Here is a 16,367-nt window from a genome sequence, read left to right as displayed (position 1 = left end):
ACCTCAGGCCTGGGCGTTGCTCGGCCGGCCCCACGGACCGGTGATCGCGAACACGTAGCCGGGGCTCTGGATGTTGGCGAACAGGATCTTCCCGTCCGCGCTGAACTGCGGGCCGGTGAACTCGCTGTTGTTGAGCTCGTTGCGCGCCATCGGGTACGCCTTGCCCTGCTCGGTCACGCCGACCAGGTGGGACACGCCCTCACCGTCCTCGGCCATGATCAGGCCGCCGTACGGCGAGATGGTGATGTTGTCCGGCCCGTCGAAGTTGTTGGCGTCCTCGTCGGGGTTCTGGTTCACACCGAAGATGGTCTTCAGGGTGACCGTCTCCGTCTTCGGGTCGTAGAACCAGACCTGGCCGTCGTGCTCGTTGACGCTGCCGTCCTCGGCGCGGGCGAAGCTGGCCACGAAGTACGCCCCGCCGTCGCTCCACCAGGCGCCCTCGAGCTTGTGGCTGCGGGTCACCTGGTCGTCGGTGAACTGCTTGCGCACCGAGACGGTCTTCGCGTCCCGGTCCGGCACGTCCACCCAGGTCACCTTGTACCGGGTGCCCGGCGTCGTGGCCTCGGCCAGGTCGGCGACGTGGCGGCTGCCGTGGAAGCAGCTCATCGCCTGGAGGCTGCCCGCGGTGTCGCCGTCCGGCCGCTGGGCGAGCGCGCGGAGGGTGCCCTTGCCGCCCCGGAAGCCGGCCGGCGGGGTCCACCGGTAGTAGAGGCCGTTCGGGCCGCCCGCGTCCTCGGTCAGGTAGATCGCGTGGGTGTACGGGTCGACCGCGACCGCCTCGTGCGAGTAGCGCCCGAGGAACTTCAGCGGGATCGGGTTCTGGTTGGCCGACGGGTCGTGCGGGTCCACCTCGAAGACGTAGCCGTGGTCCTTGAGGAAGGGGCCACCGGCGCGCTGCTCGGTCTCCTCGCAGGTCAGCCAGGTGCCCCACGGCGTCACGCCGCCGGCGCAGTTGTTGTGGGTGCCGGCCACGCTGACGTACTCACGCAGCCGCTTGCCCTGGGCGTCCACCTCGATGGTGGTGGTGCCGCCGCCCGCGCCCGGGTCGTAGGTGAGGCCGGGCAGCGCCGGCACCCGGAACGGCTCGCTGCCGTCGATCTCGTGGTTGTTCACGAGGACCGAGCCGTTGCGGCCGAGGAAGCAGCCGGTGCCGTCGGCGTCGCTCGGGGTGGGCTGGCCGGACTCCAGTGTGGTCGCTCCGGCCTGGGCCACGATGGTGTACGAGAAGCCGGGCGGCAGGGCCAGCAGGCCGGCCGGGTCGGGCACCAGCTCGCCGTAGCCGACCGCCGGACGGGCCGAGGCCTGCGCCGCCGCCGGGCCGGCGATCGCCTCCAGGCTGCCGGCCACCGCGATGCCGAGACCGCCGGCCACGCCGGTGCGCAGCACGTTGCGGCGGGAGATGGGGGAGGAGGTCACGATGTTGCCTTTCTGTTTCGCCGGTAATCGGGTACCGCGGAACAAGGCAAGTGACGCGGGAAGAACGCTGGTTGCCGTCGTGCGGGTCGGCGGGTGAACAGTCGGCCAACCCTTGGCTGAACCCGCTGGTCAGACCGCCGACCCGGTCGGGGGCGTCAGGTGGCCTTCGCGAGAGCCTCGAACTCGGCGTCGGTGAGCCGCACCTCGGCGGCCGCGACGTTCTCCTCCAGGTGCGCCACCGAGGACGTACCCGGGATGGGGAGCATCACCGGCGACCGGCGCAACAGCCAGGCGAGCGCGAGCTGCGCGGGCGTCGCGTCGTGCTCCGACGCGATCGCGTCCAGCGGCCCGCCGGGGCGGGCCAGGTTGCCGGTCGCGATCGGGAACCACGGGATGAACGCGAGGTCGTTGCGCTCGCAGTGGTCCAGCACGTCCTCGAAGTGGCGGTCGGCCAGGTTGTAGAGGTTCTGCACCGACACGATCGGTGTGATGCTCCCTGCCGCCTCGATCTGCTCCACGGTCACCTCGGACAGGCCGATGTGCCGGATCTTCCCCTCCTGCTTGAGCAGCGCCAGCTCGCCGAGCTGGTCGGCCAGCGGCACGGTCGGGTCGATCCGGTGCAGCTGGTACAGGGGGATGCAGTCCAGGCCGAGGTGGCGCAGGCTCAGTTCACACTGCTGGCGCAGGTACTCCGGACGCGCCAGCGGCCGCCAGTCGCCCGGGCCGGCGCGGGTGAAGCCGGCCTTGGTCGCGATGACCAGGTCGTCGGGGTACGGGTGCAGCGCCTCGCGGATCAGCAGTTCGGAGACGAACGGCCCGTACGAGTCGGCGGTGTCGATGAACGTCACACCCAGCTCGACCGCGCGGCGCAGCACGCGCACCGCCTCGGCCGGATCCTTCGGGTCGCCCCAGACGCCCGGCCCGGTGAGCTGCATCGCCCCGTAGCCGAGGCGGTCGACCTGCAGGTCACCGCCGATCCGATAGGTGCCGGAAGCCTTCGCGGGCTGCGTGCCGGCGTTGGTTGCCATGCGCTGATCCCCCTGTCGCGTAGCGCGTCGTCAGCGGCCAATCTAGCCACCGTCGGGCCGGAACCGCGCGGGACGGCCGAAACGGGGCGGACGTACCGGATTCGCCGAGCGTCCGGTACGGCGGCGCGGCCCGTGCGACGCTGGGCCCGTGCCGGCGGCGCCGACCCGCGCGGGGCGGCCACCCCCGGTGCCCTGGCGGGAAGGGGCAGCCCATGGCGGGAGTGCCGCAGGTCGACTTCGCGCTCGACACGTACGAGTGCATCGTGCTGTATCCCGGCGCGGCCGGCCGGGCCCTGCCGGCCGAGACGATCCAGCGGCTGCAGGCCGAGCACACCGAGCACATGCAGGCGCTGCAGCAGCGCGGGATCATCCTGGTCGCCGGATCGGTGGACGGCCCGGCGCGCAACCCCGAGCCGCCCATCGGCTTCGGGCTGGCCCGCACCGGCTCGGTCGACGACGTGCGCAGCGTGATGGAGGCCGACCCGGCGGTGCAGGCCGGGCTCTACCGGGTGGACGTGATGACCTTCCTCTGCCCGGCCGGCTCGCTCGAGTTCCCCCTCGCCAAGACCGAGAGCTGAGCCATCGGCGGCTGTCGTCATGGCGACGGCGCCCGCTCGGGGGCCGGTGCTAGCGTCGCGCCCGGGGGCGGCCGGTCGGCGCGGTCGGGCTCTGGGCGCCGCCGGGGAGACCCTGGTGGCCGGGCCCGACGGGAGGCGTACGATTCCCGGCGCGCGGTCGCCGTTGCCCGCCAGCCACCACGTTCCCGGTGCGGTCCCGTTCGCCGATCCACGCGGACGCCGCGCGCCGATGGAGAATGTTCCGCAGCCCGCAAGGGGTCGGCCAGCAGCCCGACCCGGAGGAGAGACTAGCCTGATGGGCGTGACACGCCGCGCGAAGATCGTCTGCACTCTCGGTCCCGCCACCTCGTCCCCGGAGCGCATCCGGGGGCTCGTCGAGGCCGGGATGAACGTGGCGAGACTGAACTTCAGTCACGGCAGCCACGCCGACCACGAGGCGGTCTACCGGCTCGTCCGGGAAGCGGCCGAGGCGGCCGGCCAGCCCGTGGCGGTCCTCGCCGACCTCCAGGGCCCCAAGATCCGTTTGGGGAAGTTCGAGGACGGCCCGTACGAGTGGCGCACCGGCGACTCGGTGGTGATCACCAGTGACGACGTCGTCGGCACCAAGGAGCGGGTCTCCTGCACCTACAAGAAGCTGCCGCAGGAGGTGAAGCCCGGCGACCGGCTGCTCATCGACGACGGCCGTGTCGCCGTCGAGGTCACCGACGTGCAGGGCAACGACATCCGCTGCCTGGTCACCGAGGGCGGCCCGGTCTCCAACAACAAGGGCGTGTCCCTGCCCAACGTCGCGGTCAGCGTCCCCGCACTGTCGGACAAGGACGCCGAGGACCTGCGCTTCGCCCTGGGCCTCGGCGTCGACATGATCGCCCTGTCGTTCGTCCGCTCGGCCGACGACATCAAGCTCGTGCGCGCCATCATGGCCGAGGCCGGGGTGCAGCGGCCCGTGCTGGCCAAGGTCGAGAAGCCGGAGGCGGTGGACCACCTCGAGGCCATCGTGCTGGCCTTCGACGGCGTCATGGTGGCCCGCGGCGACCTCGGCGTGGAGCTGCCGCTCGACCAGGTGCCGCTCGTGCAGAAGCGGGCCGTGCAGCTGTGCCGGGAGAACGCCAAGCCGGTCATCGTGGCCACCCAGATGCTCGACTCCATGATCGAGAATTCCCGCCCGACCCGCGCCGAGGCGTCGGACGTCGCCAACGCGGTGCTCGACGGCGCGGACGCGGTGATGCTCTCCGGCGAGACGAGCGTCGGCAAGTACCCGGTGCTGACCGTCAGCACCATGGCCAAGATCGTGACGACCACCGAGTCCGGCTCGATCGCGGTGCCCCGGCTCCAGCACGACCCGCGTACGCACGGCGGCGCGCTCACCGTCGCCGCCTCCTCCATCGCCCGGGCCATCGGCGCCAAGGCGATGGTGGCGTTCTCCCAGACCGGCGACACCGTGCGGCGGCTCAGCCGGCTGCACTGCGACCTGCCGCTGCTGGCGTTCACGCCGGTCCCCGAGGTGCGCAACCAGCTCGCCCTCTCCTGGGGCGTGGAGACGTTCCTCATGCCGTTCGTGGAGCACACCGACGACATGTTCCGCCAGGTCGACCAGGCGCTGCTCGGCCTCAACCGGGCCAACCCGGGCGACTACGTGGTGATCGTGGCGGGCAGCCCGCCCGGCACCCCGGGCTCGACCAACACGCTGCGCGTACATCAGCTCGGCTCGCTGGTCGACGCGGCGTCGGCGCGGGCCCTGCAGTGAGCCAACCGAAGGTCGCGGTCGGCCAGGCCGCCGTCGACCAGCTGCTCGAGGTCCTCGACCTCGAGCAGACCGGGGCCATGGTCTTCCGGGGCATGAGCCCGCCGGTCGGGCCGCAGCGGGTGTACGGCGGTCAGGTCGCCGGCCAGGCCCTCGTGGCCGCGGGCCGCACGGTGGACGCCGAGCGGTTCGTGCACTCGCTGCACGGCTACTTCGTCCGTCCGGGCGATCCGGCGGAGCCGATCACGTACGAGGTGGAGAACGTCCGCGACGGCCGTTCCTTCTCCGTACGCCGGTCGGTTGCCCTCCAGCACGACAAGCCGATCTTCTTCATGTCGGCCTCGTTCCAGCGTGCCGAGGAGGGGCTGGACCACCAGGCGCCCGCCCCACCGGACGTGCCCGGTCCGGACGAGGTGCCGACCATGACCGACCGGCTCGCCCGCTACCCGGAGCGGCTCGGCATCTGGGCCCAGATCCCCCGCCCGATCGACGTCCGCTACGTCGGCGAGCCCGGCTGGGTACGCCCCGGCGACCGCCCCGCGAACCCGCACCAGCGGGTGTGGATGCGCATCGACGGCAAGTTGCCGGACGACCCGCTGTTGCACGCCTGCGCGCTGACGTACGCCTCCGACCTGACCCTGCTCGACTCGGTGCTCTCGGTGCACGGCGAGGTGTGGGGGCCGGGCGGCGTCGTGGGGGCGAGCCTCGACCACGCAGTGTGGTTTCACCGGTCGTTCCGCGCCGACGAGTGGTTCCTCTACGACTGCTGGAGCCCGTCCGCGTCCGGTGCGCGCGGTCTGGCCACCGGCCGGATGTTCACCACCGACGGCCGGCAGATCGCCAGCGTCGTGCAGGAGGGTCTGCTGCGCCGCGTCGGTGCCTGACCGGCCGAGGGGCGGCGGTCCGGGCGGCCGGACGGCGGCGAGGGGCGGCGGTCCGGGCGGCCGGACCTGGGGCTAACCTTGCCGGCATGCGCCTCTCCGCCCGGGTCGACTACGCCCTCCGCGCGACCGCCGAACTGGCGGCCACGGCCAGCGGGCCCGGCCGGGGTCGACCCGTCACCGCCGAGCAGGTCGCCCGGGCGCAGGAGATCCCGCCGAAGTTCCTGGAGAGCATCCTGCTCCAACTGCGCCGCGGCGGCATCGTGCACGCCCAGCGCGGCCCCGAGGGCGGCTACTGGCTGGCCCGCCCGGCCGACGAGATCTCGCTGGCCGAGGTCATCCGCGTGATCGACGGACCGCTCGCGCACATCCGGGGCCAGCGGCCCGAGCAGCTCGGCTACCACGGCGCCGCGCGGGCCCTCCAGGAGGTGTGGATCGCGCTGCGCGCCAGCGAGCGGGAGATCCTCGAGCTGGTGACCGTCGCCGACGTGGCGAGCGGCGCTCTTCCCACCCGGGTCACCGAGCTCGCGGCCGACCCCCGCGCCTGGACCTGAGCGTCCGATATCCGACCGCGCCGGCCGTCCCATCCATCGATCCGGCTCTTGACCGCGGCCTCCGCGTACCGCATTGTCGACCAAGTCGATAGGAGTTGCCGAAAAGTCGGGGGGCGCTCGTGCGGAAGCTGCTGGTTCTCGCCCTGGTCGGCCTCGCCGCGCAACTGGTCGACGGGTCGCTCGGCATGGCGTACGGCCTGACCTCGTCCACCCTGCTGCTGGTCGCCGGAGTGGCCCCGGCCGCCGCGTCCGCCTCCGTGCACCTCGCCGAGATCGGCACCACGCTCGCCGCCGGAGTCGCCCACTGGCGGTTCGGCAACGTCGACTGGCGGGTCGTGGCGCGCATCGCCGTGCCGGGCGGGCTCGGCGCCTTCGCCGGCGCGACCTTCCTCAGCTCCCTGTCCACCGAGTCGGCCGCGCCGTGGATGGCCGGCATCCTGCTGGCGCTCGGCGCGTACCTGCTGGTCCGCTTCGCCCGACCGTTGCCCGCCACCCGCACCCCCGGCCGGCTGCGCGGGCGGTTCCTCGGCCCGCTCGGGCTGGTCGCCGGCTTCGTCGACGCCACCGGCGGCGGCGGTTGGGGCCCGGTCGCCACCCCGGCGCTGCTGGTCTCCGGCCGGCTCGAGCCCCGCAAGGTGATCGGCTCGGTCGACACGGCCGAGTTCGTGGTGGCCGCCGCCGCGAGCGTGGGTTTCCTCCTCGGCCTCGGCGCCGAGGGTTTCCTGCTGCCCACCGTCGCCGCGCTCCTCGCGGGCGGCCTCATCGCCGCGCCGGTGGCCGCCTGGCTGGTGCGGATCGTCCCCGCCCAACTGCTCGGCGCGGCGGTCGGCGGCGTCATCGTGCTCACCAACACCCGGACGCTGCTGCGCGCCGCCGGCGTGGACGGAGCTGCCTCGGCCCTGACCTACGGGCTGCTCGCCGCCGGCTGGGTCATCGCCCTCGTCCTCGCGGTGCGGGCGCTGCGGCACACCGCCCGAGCCCGCGCCAGCGCCGCCCTCGCCACCGGCGGATCGCGCCCGGTGGCGGTCGGCGCCGACGTCTGACGCCGCGCCCCTTCAGCCGATCACCTCGCCCCTCCGGCTGCGCAGCGCGGCGGCCCGGCTCGTCTCCCGGCCCGGCCGTCACACCGGGTGACATCACCCAGCGTCACGTCTCACCGGACCCGGCCCACCGCCCTTCCGACGCTTTGCTCTGCACCCACCGATGCACCAGCGCGCTGAGCTGCGGCGACGGGCGATCGCCCGCGAACCGGCGCCGAGCCGGCCGTCACCCACCGTGGCTGGTGCCGATAGGGGTGAAGAGCAAAGGACCCGACGGTGGGTGCCGGCCCCGGCCGGCACCGTGACGTCGCGTGACGAGCGCTGGTCGACGCGGCGGCGCGGCTCAGCCGGCGAGCAGCGCGTCGGCCGCCGTCCGCAGCAGCTCCCACGCCTCGTCGACGTGGGCCTCCGTGGAGTACGGCGAACCCACCGCCAGCCGCAGCGTGTGCCGGCCGTCCACCCGGGTGTGCGTCAGGTGCACCCGGCCGGTGCCGTTCACCCGGCCCAGCAACTCGGCGTTGACCTCGTCCCCGGCACGCAACCGGAAACAGACCAGCGAGAACGGGTGCGGCGCGACCACCTCGAACCGCTCGTCGGCGCGGACCCGGTCCGCGAAGCGCGCGGCCAGCGCCACCCCGCGGCGCACGTGCGCCCGCAACCCCTCGACGCCGTACCACCGCAGCACGAACCACAGCTTCAGCGCGCGGAACCGCCGGCCCAACGGCACCTGCCAGTCCCGGTAGTCGATCACCGCACCGGACTCGGTGGCCGCGTTGCGCAGGAACTCCGGCATCACCGTGAGCGCCTCGATCAGCTCGCCCCGGTCCGCCACCCAGAACGCGTCGCAGTCGAACCCCGTGAGGAGCCACTTGTGCGGGTCGAAACAGTACGAGTCCGCGTACCCGAGGCCCGCGTGCGACCACCGCAGCTCCGGGCAGACCGCCGCCGCCCCCGCGTACGCGGCGTCCACGTGCAACCAGACCCCGTGCTCGGCGCAGACCGCCCCGATCTCCGGCAGCGGGTCCACCGCCGTGGTGGAGGTGGTCCCGATGGTGGCCACCACGATCGCCGGCACGTCGCCGGCCGCCCGGTCCGCCTCGATCGCCGCCCGCAACGCCTCCGGCCGCATCGCCTGCGTCCGCGGATCCACCTCGACCAGCCGTACGCCGTCGGCGCCCAACCCCGCGATCCGGGCCGCCTTCTCGATCGACGAGTGCCCGTGCGTCGACGTGTACGCCCGGTACCGCCGGTCGACGCCCACGTCACGCCACCGGCCGCCACTCGCCCGGTGCAGCGCCGTCAACGTGGCCACCAGGGTGGCCGAGGACGCCGAGTCCTGGATGACGCCGCCGCCCCGGGTGCGCGACCGGAACCGCTCCGGCAGGTCGAGCAGGCCAGCCAGCCAGTCCATCATCACCGTCTCCAGCTCGGTGCACGCCGGGCCGGTCGCCCACAGCATCCCCTGCACACCGAGGCCGGAACTCACCAGGTCACCCAGCACGCTCGGGCCGGACGTGTTCGCCGGGAAGTAGCCGAAGAAGCCGGGATGCTGCCAGTGCGTCAAACCGGGTACGACCAGCGCGTCCAGGTCGGCGAGGACCGCCTCCACCGGCTCGCCGTGCGCCGTGGGACCGGCCGGCAGGGCCGCGGCCACCGCGCCGGGCGGGTCGGACGAGACCACCGGGCGCTGCCCCAGCGTCGACCAGTAGTCGGCGATCCAGTCCACCACGGCGTGCCCGGCACGCCGGAACTCCTCGGGGTCCATGTGCTCCGCCACCCCAGGAGTCGATCAATAACGCGGTCGGCCCGCAAGAGGCGGACCATCCGCGGCAGGCACCGGGCCGCGGCCGCGGAATCCGCACAGCCCCGGCCCGGTGCGCCACACCGCGGCATCCCCGACCCGTCCCGACCGGGGATGCCGTACCACCACCGGCACCAAACCTAGGCGGCGTCCGGGTCGCGGGGGTGACGCCAGCGTGAAGATCGTGTTTCAGGCGTCCCGGCGCAGGCCACCCGCCACCTGCTCCGCGATCAGCTCGTACGACCGCACCCGGTCCGCCACGTCGTACACCAGCGTCGTGAGCATCAGCTCGTCGGCCCCGGTGCGCTCCAGCAGCTCGGACAACTGCCGACGTACCGTCTCCGGCGAGCCCAGAGCCTGCCCCTCCCGGCGCTGCGCCACGAACTCCCGCTCCACCTCCGTGTACGGATAGGCCGCCGCCTCCTCCGGCGTCGCGAGCGGCCCCGGCCGCCCCGCGCGCAACCTCAGGAAGGACAACCCACCCGGCCCGGCCAGGAACTCCGCACGCTCGTCGGTGTCCGCGCAGATCGCGTTCACCGCCACCATCGCGTACGGCTTCTCCAACCACTGCGACGGCCGGAAGCTCTGCCGGTAGAGCGTCAGCGCGGGCAGGGTGTTCTGCGCGCTGAAATGGTGCGCGAACGAGAACGGCAGCCCGAGCAGACCCGCCAACTGCGCGCTGAAACCGCTCGACCCGAGAAGCCAGATCGCCGGCTGCTGCCCACGACCCGGAGTCGCCGTGATCGGACCCGGCTGCTCGCCGCTGAAGTAGTTCATGAGGTCGGCCAGCTCGCGCGGGAACCCCTCGGCCGACAGGCCCTCCATGGTCCGCCGCAGCGCCAGCGCGGTCACCTGGTCCGTGCCGGGCGCCCGCCCGATCCCCAGGTCGATCCGGCCCGGATGCAGCGCGTCGAGGGTGCCGAACTGCTCGGCCACCACCAGCGGCGCGTGGTTGGGCAACATCACCCCGCCCGAACCGACCCGGATGGTCGAGGTCGCCGCCGCGAGATGCGCGATGAGCACCGGCGGCGCGGAGCTCGCGATCCCCGGCATGTTGTGGTGCTCGGCCACCCAGAACCGGTGGTAACCCAGCTCCTCGGTGCGCCGGGCCAGCTCGGTGGTATGCCGCAGGGCCTCGCCCACGGTGGCGCCGGTGGCCACCGGCGCAAGGTCAAGAACGGAGAGCGGTACGTCGATCACACGCCTCGCCAACCCGTTCCGTGCCGGATTTGTTCCCCGATGCGACTCAGCCCACCCCACGCGCCTGCTCGAAGATCAAGCTCGTCTGCGTGTGCTGCACCGCCGGATCCACCGCCAGATGGTCCAGCACGAAGTCCCGCAGCGCGTCGGCCGACGCCGCCCGCACGTGCAGCACGTAGTCGTCCGCGCCCGCCACGTGGAACACCGACACCACCCCGGGGAACCGCACCGACCGCGCCCGGAACGCGTCCACGACCGGCCGCTCATGCGCGCTCAGGCGCACCGACACCAGCGCCTGCAACGGCAGACCCAGAGCCGCCGGGTCGATCTCGGCATGGAAACCGCGGATCGCCCCGCTCTCCCGCAGCGCACGGGTCCGCGCCAGGCACGTGGACGGCGCCACCCCCACCCGCTCGGCCAGGGCGTTGTTCGGCAGCCGGCCGTCGCTCGCCAACTCGGAGAGGATCGCACGGTCCACGTCATCGAGAAACGGCCGCACATCGTTCGGCGCAGGGGTCATGCAGGCATCCTCCACCGAACCTGATCGCAACTCAAACCTCTTTCACAGAATCATCTTCGGAGCCATTGCGCCGCAACGACCTGATGTTCGACGCTTCGGCCATGACGACCGTGGACACCCGGGCCGTACACGCCGGACGCGACGACCTCACCGCCCTCGGCGTCCACGCGCCACCCATCGACCTGTCCACCACCAACCCACTCCCGTCGGTGTCCGCCGGCGGCGACGCCTACGAGCACCTCGCTACCGGCGGGACGCCGACACCCGGCGACAGCGCCGTCTACCAGCGCCTCTGGAACCCCACCGTGGCCCGCTTCGAGACCGCCCTCGCCGACCTCGAAGGCACCCCCGCCGCCGTCGCCTTCGCCAGCGGCATGGCGGCACTCACCGCCGCCCTCCTCGCCGCCACCCGCGACGGCCACCGCCACGTCGTCGCCGTCCGCCCCCTCTACGGCGGCACCGACCACGTCCTCGCCACCGGGCTGCTCGGCACCACCGTCACCTGGGCCCGCCCCGACGAGGTCGCCGCCGCCGTCCGCCCCGACACCGCGCTCGTCGTCCTCGAGACCCCCGCCAACCCCACCCTCGATCTCGTCGACATCGCCGCCGTCGCCCACGCCGCCGCCGGTGTGCCGCTGCTCGTCGACAACACCGTCGCCACCCCGGTGCTCCAGCAGCCCGCCCAGCACGGCGCCACCCTCGTCCTGCACAGCGCCACCAAGAGCATCGGCGGGCACGGTGACGTCCTCGCCGGCGCCGTCGCCTGCGACGACGACTGGGCCGCCCGACTCCGCCAGGTACGCGCCGTCACCGGCGGCATCCTCCACCCGCTCGGCGCCTACCTCCTGCACCGCGGCCTGCAAACCCTGCCCGTCCGCGTCCGCGCCCAGCAGGCCGCCGCCGAGAAACTCGCCACCTGGCTCGCCCACCACCCCGCCGTCGAACGCGTCCACCACCCGTCCGTGCACGACCCCGACGGCCTCGTCGGCCGCCAGATGAGCGGCACCGGCAGCCTGCTCGGCGTCGAGGTACGCGGCGGCGCGCCCGCCGCCGCCACCGTGGCCGGCGCCTGCCGCCTCATCACCCACGCCGTTTCGCTCGGTGGCGTGGACACGCTCATCCAGCACCCCGCCTCCCTCACCCACCGCCCCGTCGAGGACGACGCGAAACCGGCCGGCGGACTGCTGCGGATCTCCGTGGGGCTCGAAGACCCCGACGACCTGCGCGCCGACCTGGCGCAGGCGCTCGCCCGCATCGCCTGACCGGGCCGGCTGCGGCCGCTCGGTCGCACCGGTGCCGGCTTTCCGGGGGCTCGATCGACGGCCAGTGCCGGCTGCGGCGCCGGGCGGCCTCAGGACTTCGGGCCGACGTGCCGGTCGAGGGCGGCCACGGCGCCCCGGCGGGCCACCGACAACGAGTTCCGCCGGTTCATCCGCCACGCGATGCCCAGCAGGTCGAGCGCCCACTGGCACAGGCCCATGATGTCGGCCGACTCGTTGACGAACATGTAGCGCGGATAGACGTACTCCTTACCGCGCACCGTCACCCGGTTGGCGACCCGACAGCCGTCGGAATGGAACAGGCCGCGAAGGAAGTCTCCCGGGTGGTCGACCAGGATCTCGCGTTGCCAGTCGGCGAGGACGATCGGCCGCTCGTGCTTCTTGCCGGGCCCGTGCTGCGGCAGGAGACAGGGCCAGTGCTTGCCGTAGCTCTGCACGTTGACCCAGCCCGGATGCTGCACGTGTTGCACCCGTGCGGCGAGCACGGCTCGCATGGCAGCCGCGCAGGCGTCGATCAATCCTGGCCAGCTCTTGCTGCAACTGATCCGCAGCACCGGCACGCGTGCGGACGTGATCAGGTAACCGTCGCCCAGGTACAGGCCGAGCAGGTAGGCATAGGCCGCTTGGTCTGTCGGATTGTCGTCAGGGCGGCACCGGAAGCAGCGGAGCGCCGTTCCCTGGGCTACCGGTTCTGGTCGGTCGCGGCACCAGTGCCAGACGGTGCGGTACGGCAGCCGGACGTTGCGGGCGACGTCCGCGACGGTTGCTCCGGACAGGTAGAGACGTCGCGCGTGAGCGCGGATTTCGGGTGGGTGCACCAGACCAGAATGGAACAGACGTACGACAATCTGGTGTCCCCGGTGGGACTCGAACCCACACTGTCGGAGGTTTGAGCTCCGTTTCTCTGCCGATTGGAATACGGGGACGTCCTCGCGGAACGCTCTGGCGGCGTCTCACAGGGTACCCACTACGCTAAGGGCGGCGACACCCGGCTGGGCGGGTGTCGGGTTCTGACTGGTGGGGGTAGGGCTCGTGGCCGAGACGCAGACGGATGCCGAGCGCAGGCGGGTACTGATCGCCGAGGACGAGGCGCTCATCCGGCTGGACCTCGCCGAGATGCTTGTCGAAGAGGGCTACGAGGTGGTGGGGGAGGCCGGCGACGGGGAGACCGCCGTCCGGCTCGCCGAGGAGCTGAAGCCCGACCTCGTCATCCTCGACATCAAGATGCCGATCATGGACGGGCTGGCCGCCGCCGAGCGGATCGCCGGCGCCCGGATCGCGCCGGTGATCATCCTGACCGCGTTCAGCCAGCGGGACCTGGTCGAGCGGGCGCGTGCGGCCGGCGCCATGGCGTACCTCGTGAAGCCGTTCCAGAAGAGCGACCTGGTCCCGGCCGTGGAGATCGCGCTGTCCCGCTACTCGGAGATCGCCGCCCTCGAGGCGGAGGTGGCCGGTCTGACCGACCGCCTGGAGGTCCGCAAGACGGTGGAGCGCGCCAAGGGCGCGCTCATGACGACGTACGGCATGACCGAGCCGCAGGCGTTCAAGTGGATCCAGCGGACGGCGATGGACCACCGGATGACGATGCGGGAGGTCGCCGAGCGGATCCTCGTGGAGACCGCCGGCGGTGAGCTGCCCCGTCCGGCGTCCTGATCGGGCGTTCGGGGGGCGCGCGCGGCGTTCCCCGGTCGTTAGCATCCATGCGTGTCTGTCCGGCGCGTGATCGCGGTGCTCGGTCTGCTGGTGGTGCTGGTGGCCGGCTGCGAGCGTGCTGGCTGCCAGGACTGCGACGATCCCCAGCCGGTGGCTCCGGCCTGGCAGCAGGTGACCCTGCCGACGCCGCCGGGCCCGGCGGGCCGGCTGTTGCTGCGGGACGCGGTGGCCTGCGCGGGCCGGTGGTACGTGGTGGGTGGTGTCGCCGCGGCCACGGGTGAGACCCGGCCGGCGGCGTGGACCAGCACGGACGGCGCCGCCTGGCGGAGCGTGCCGATCCGGGCCGACTCGTTCTACGGGCGGCAGAACGTGCTGTACGCGGTGGGTTGCCGCGACGGGGTGGCGGCGGCGATCGGCGCGAAGACGGGCGGGGCGCACGGCTATCCGCGGGTGAGCACGTGGCAGCAGCGGCCGGACGGCGGGCTCGTCGAGGTGCAGGCGCCGTTCGAGACGTACGGGGGGCCGACGGCGGTGAACGTGTCCCGGTTGTCGGGTGGCCCGGGCGGTTGGCTGATCGTGGGGAACCGGTCGAGCGGGGCGGCGTCCTGGGTGTCCCGGGACGCGGGTGAGTTCACGCTGGTCGAGGGCGCGCCCGGGTTGGCGAGTGACGCGTCGGGGGTGACCTGGGCGTTCGACGCGGTGGCCGTGCCGGAGGGGTGGCTGGCGGTCGGCGGGTGGTTGCCGGCGGGGCGGATCGACCGGGATCCGGCGGTGTGGACGTCGGCGGACGGGCGTTCGTGGCGGCGGACGGTGCTGCCGGGCGGCCGGGACTACGAGGAGTTGCAGCGGGTCGCGGTGTCCGACGGTGTGCCGGTGGCGGTCGGGCTGCGGGGTGGCACGTTCGGTGCGTGGCGGCGGGAGTCGGGCGGCTGGGTGGCGGCGGGCGCGTTCGGCCGGCGGGCGGGGGCCGGGGTGCCGGCGGTGACGGGGCTGGTCGCGGATGGCGGCCGGCTGGTGGCGGCGGTGGCCGACGGGGAGCGGCACTCGGTGTGGGTGTCGGCGGACCGGGGCGGGTCGTGGCGTGAGGTGACGCTGCCGGTGGCGGCGCCGGCCGGTGCGGACCGGGACGTGGCGCTGGTGACGGTGGGTGACCGGTGGTGGTTGGCGGTGGACGACGGCGGTCGGTCGGGGTTCTGGTCGGCGCCGTCGCCGGCGGGCCTGTGAGGCGCCGGGAAAGGGCGCCTGGGGCAACGGTGTCGCCGCTCGGGCAGGGCGTCACGACCGTTGGACGGCTTGACTTGTTACGGGTATCGGGTCTGCGACGCACGTCTTCGTAACGGTTTCGCAGACCCCGCTTTCAGGCCTTCCGAGAGAGTGTTCGGTGTCGGTACGCTCCGCCATCACGAGCCGTAACGCAGGGGGCGTCCCTGCGGGGTGGGTGGATACGCGGGTCTGCTGCTGTCGCCGTCGCTTCGGGTCAGTCGCTCCCGCACCTGGAGGAGGTCAGGAAGCCGTGAGGCGAAGCTATGTACGGGCGCTGGGTACCGTGGCGCTCGCCGCGACCCTGGTTGTCGCGGCTGGTTGCCAGGATTCCGGTGGTGGCGAGGGTGGCACCGCGTCCGGTGACTGTGGCGGCAAGATTGCGATCTTCGGCGCGTTCACGGGTGACAACGCCGGTCTGGTGATCCCGTCGCTGAACGGCGCGAAGCTCGCCGTGAAGCAGTTCAACGAGAAGAACCCGGACTGCAAGGTCACCATGCAGGAGTTCGACACCCAGGGTGACCCCGCGGTGGCGACCCCGTTCGCGAACCAGATCGCCGGTGACCAGTCGTTCCTGGGCGTCATCGGTGGTCACTTCTCGGGTGAGTCGGACGCGACGATGCCGATCTACCAGGCCGCCGGCCTGGCGATGGTGGCGCCGTCGGCGACCCGGACGGACCTGACCCAGAAGGGCAACACGTCCTTCTTCCGGGTGGTCGGCAACGACGGCACGCAGGCGGCCGCGGTGGCGGGTTACCTGAAGGCGCAGAACGCGCAGAAGGTCTTCGCGATCGACGACGGCAGCGCGTACGGCTCGGGCATCACCGACGAGCTGGGCAAGACCCTCGGCCCGCTGCTGGTGGCGAAGGACAAGATCCAGGAGCGTCAGTCGCAGTTCGACGCCACGATCTCGAAGATCAAGTCGGCGCAGGCGGACTACGTCTTCTACGGCGGTTACACCCGTGAGGCCGCTCCGCTGGTGAAGCAGATGCGCGCCGCGGGCGTCCAGGCCAAGTTCGTGGGCCCGGACGGTCTCTACGACCCGGCGTTCCCGCAGGGCGCCTCGGGTGGCGCCGAGGGCGCGATCATCACCTGCCCGTGCCTCCCGGCCGACAAGGCCGGTGGCACCTTCTCCGCCGACTACCAGAAGGAGTACGGCATCGCGCCGGGCTCCTACGGCGCGGAGGGCTTCGACGCCGCGCAGATCTACCTCGACGCGTTCAAGGACGGCAAGAAGAGCCGGGCGGACATCCTGGCGTACGTGAAGTCGTACGACAAGCAGGGCGTCTCGAAGTACATCAAGTTCGACTCGAAGGGTGACGTCGACCCGACCAAGGTCGTGATCTGGGCCTACCAGATCAAGGGCACCGCGATCGAGCCGCTGCAGGAGCTCAAGCTCACCTGACGCCTACGCG

At 72.7% G+C, this 16,367-nt stretch carries 15 protein-coding genes and 1 tRNA gene; 9 read left to right on the top strand and 7 right to left on the bottom strand.

Annotated features, from left to right (window positions below; translation table 11 throughout):
• Positions 1 to 3: 3 nt before the first annotated feature.
• Both ACSNOA_RS23680 and ACSNOA_RS23675 read right to left on the bottom strand, forming a co-directional pair.
• Positions 4 to 1,416, bottom strand: coding sequence for an alkaline phosphatase PhoX (locus tag ACSNOA_RS23680; protein WP_436661504.1), 1,413 nt, complete (start codon positions 1,414 to 1,416; stop codon positions 4 to 6).
• 155 nt (positions 1,417 to 1,571) lie between these two features.
• On the bottom strand, positions 1,572 to 2,444 hold the full coding sequence (locus ACSNOA_RS23675) for an aldo/keto reductase (protein WP_436661502.1): 873 nt from the start codon (positions 2,442 to 2,444) through the stop codon (positions 1,572 to 1,574).
• Positions 2,445 to 2,656: 212 nt separating this feature from the next.
• Here ACSNOA_RS23675 and ACSNOA_RS23670 point away from each other — a divergent pair, with 212 nt between their 5' ends.
• From ACSNOA_RS23670 to ACSNOA_RS23650, 5 genes are all read left to right on the top strand, one after another.
• The gene (locus ACSNOA_RS23670) at positions 2,657 to 3,022 is read left to right on the top strand and encodes a YciI family protein (protein WP_436661500.1); all 366 of its coding nucleotides are present in this window, start codon (positions 2,657 to 2,659) and stop codon (positions 3,020 to 3,022) included.
• A 295-nt stretch (positions 3,023 to 3,317) separates the two neighbouring features.
• Entirely contained in the window at positions 3,318 to 4,766 is a 1,449-nt protein-coding gene (gene pyk / locus ACSNOA_RS23665) for a pyruvate kinase (protein WP_436661499.1), read from the top strand.
• Positions 4,763 to 5,647 (top strand): acyl-CoA thioesterase, encoded by an 885-nt coding sequence (locus ACSNOA_RS23660; protein WP_436661497.1) that lies wholly within the window; start codon positions 4,763 to 4,765, stop codon positions 5,645 to 5,647. The genes pyk and ACSNOA_RS23660 overlap by 4 nt, the downstream gene beginning before the upstream one ends.
• Positions 5,648 to 5,733: 86 nt before the next feature.
• A complete protein-coding gene (locus tag ACSNOA_RS23655; protein ID WP_436661496.1) occupies positions 5,734 to 6,198 on the top strand; it encodes an RrF2 family transcriptional regulator in 465 nt (154 codons plus the stop codon).
• A 119-nt stretch (positions 6,199 to 6,317) separates the two neighbouring features.
• Positions 6,318 to 7,241 (top strand): sulfite exporter TauE/SafE family protein, encoded by a 924-nt coding sequence (locus tag ACSNOA_RS23650; protein ID WP_436661494.1) that lies wholly within the window; start codon positions 6,318 to 6,320, stop codon positions 7,239 to 7,241.
• 340 nt (positions 7,242 to 7,581) lie between these two features.
• On the opposite strand, the gene ACSNOA_RS23645 is transcribed toward ACSNOA_RS23650, so the two are convergent.
• The 3 genes from ACSNOA_RS23645 to ACSNOA_RS23635 all read right to left on the bottom strand — a co-directional run bounded on the left by ACSNOA_RS23645 (position 7,582) and on the right by ACSNOA_RS23635 (position 10,759).
• A complete protein-coding gene (locus ACSNOA_RS23645; RefSeq protein WP_436661493.1) occupies positions 7,582 to 9,015 on the bottom strand; it encodes a pyridoxal-dependent decarboxylase in 1,434 nt (477 codons plus the stop codon).
• A 213-nt stretch (positions 9,016 to 9,228) separates the two neighbouring features.
• Positions 9,229 to 10,239 (bottom strand): LLM class flavin-dependent oxidoreductase, encoded by a 1,011-nt coding sequence (locus ACSNOA_RS23640; RefSeq protein WP_436661491.1) that lies wholly within the window; start codon positions 10,237 to 10,239, stop codon positions 9,229 to 9,231.
• A 46-nt stretch (positions 10,240 to 10,285) separates the two neighbouring features.
• Positions 10,286 to 10,759: an Lrp/AsnC family transcriptional regulator gene (locus ACSNOA_RS23635; RefSeq protein ID WP_436661490.1), complete on the bottom strand. Its 474-nt coding sequence runs from the start codon at positions 10,757 to 10,759 to the stop codon at positions 10,286 to 10,288.
• An 83-nt stretch (positions 10,760 to 10,842) separates the two neighbouring features.
• Here ACSNOA_RS23635 and ACSNOA_RS23630 point away from each other — a divergent pair, with 83 nt between their 5' ends.
• Positions 10,843 to 12,021, top strand: coding sequence for a trans-sulfuration enzyme family protein (locus ACSNOA_RS23630; RefSeq protein ID WP_436662424.1), 1,179 nt, complete (start codon positions 10,843 to 10,845; stop codon positions 12,019 to 12,021).
• A gap of 89 nt (positions 12,022 to 12,110) precedes the next feature.
• Here the strand turns inward: ACSNOA_RS23630 and ACSNOA_RS23625 are convergent, their stop codons facing one another.
• Complete coding sequence (locus ACSNOA_RS23625) at positions 12,111 to 12,857, bottom strand: transcriptional regulator (RefSeq protein ID WP_436661488.1); 747 nt, start codon at positions 12,855 to 12,857, stop codon at positions 12,111 to 12,113.
• Positions 12,858 to 12,888: 31 nt separating this feature from the next.
• A tRNA-Leu gene (locus ACSNOA_RS23620) sits at positions 12,889 to 12,965 on the bottom strand.
• Between the two features lie 106 nt (positions 12,966 to 13,071).
• On the opposite strand from ACSNOA_RS23620, the gene ACSNOA_RS23615 reads away from it, so the two are divergent.
• From ACSNOA_RS23615 to ACSNOA_RS23605, 3 genes are all read left to right on the top strand, one after another.
• Positions 13,072 to 13,692 (top strand): ANTAR domain-containing response regulator, encoded by a 621-nt coding sequence (locus tag ACSNOA_RS23615; RefSeq protein WP_436661487.1) that lies wholly within the window; start codon positions 13,072 to 13,074, stop codon positions 13,690 to 13,692.
• A gap of 51 nt (positions 13,693 to 13,743) precedes the next feature.
• Positions 13,744 to 14,916 (top strand): hypothetical protein, encoded by a 1,173-nt coding sequence (locus ACSNOA_RS23610; protein ID WP_436661485.1) that lies wholly within the window; start codon positions 13,744 to 13,746, stop codon positions 14,914 to 14,916.
• Positions 14,917 to 15,205: 289 nt separating this feature from the next.
• The gene (locus tag ACSNOA_RS23605; RefSeq protein WP_436661484.1) at positions 15,206 to 16,357 is read left to right on the top strand and encodes a branched-chain amino acid ABC transporter substrate-binding protein; all 1,152 of its coding nucleotides are present in this window, start codon (positions 15,206 to 15,208) and stop codon (positions 16,355 to 16,357) included.
• The last annotated feature ends 10 nt before the right edge of the window (positions 16,358 to 16,367 follow it).

This window comes from Micromonospora sp. URMC 103 (assembly GCF_051386435.1).
Classification (GTDB): Bacteria; Actinomycetota; Actinomycetes; order Mycobacteriales; family Micromonosporaceae; genus Micromonospora.
The sequence above is the reverse complement of the archived record's forward strand: the minus strand, read 5'-3'. Positions and strand labels throughout refer to the sequence as shown.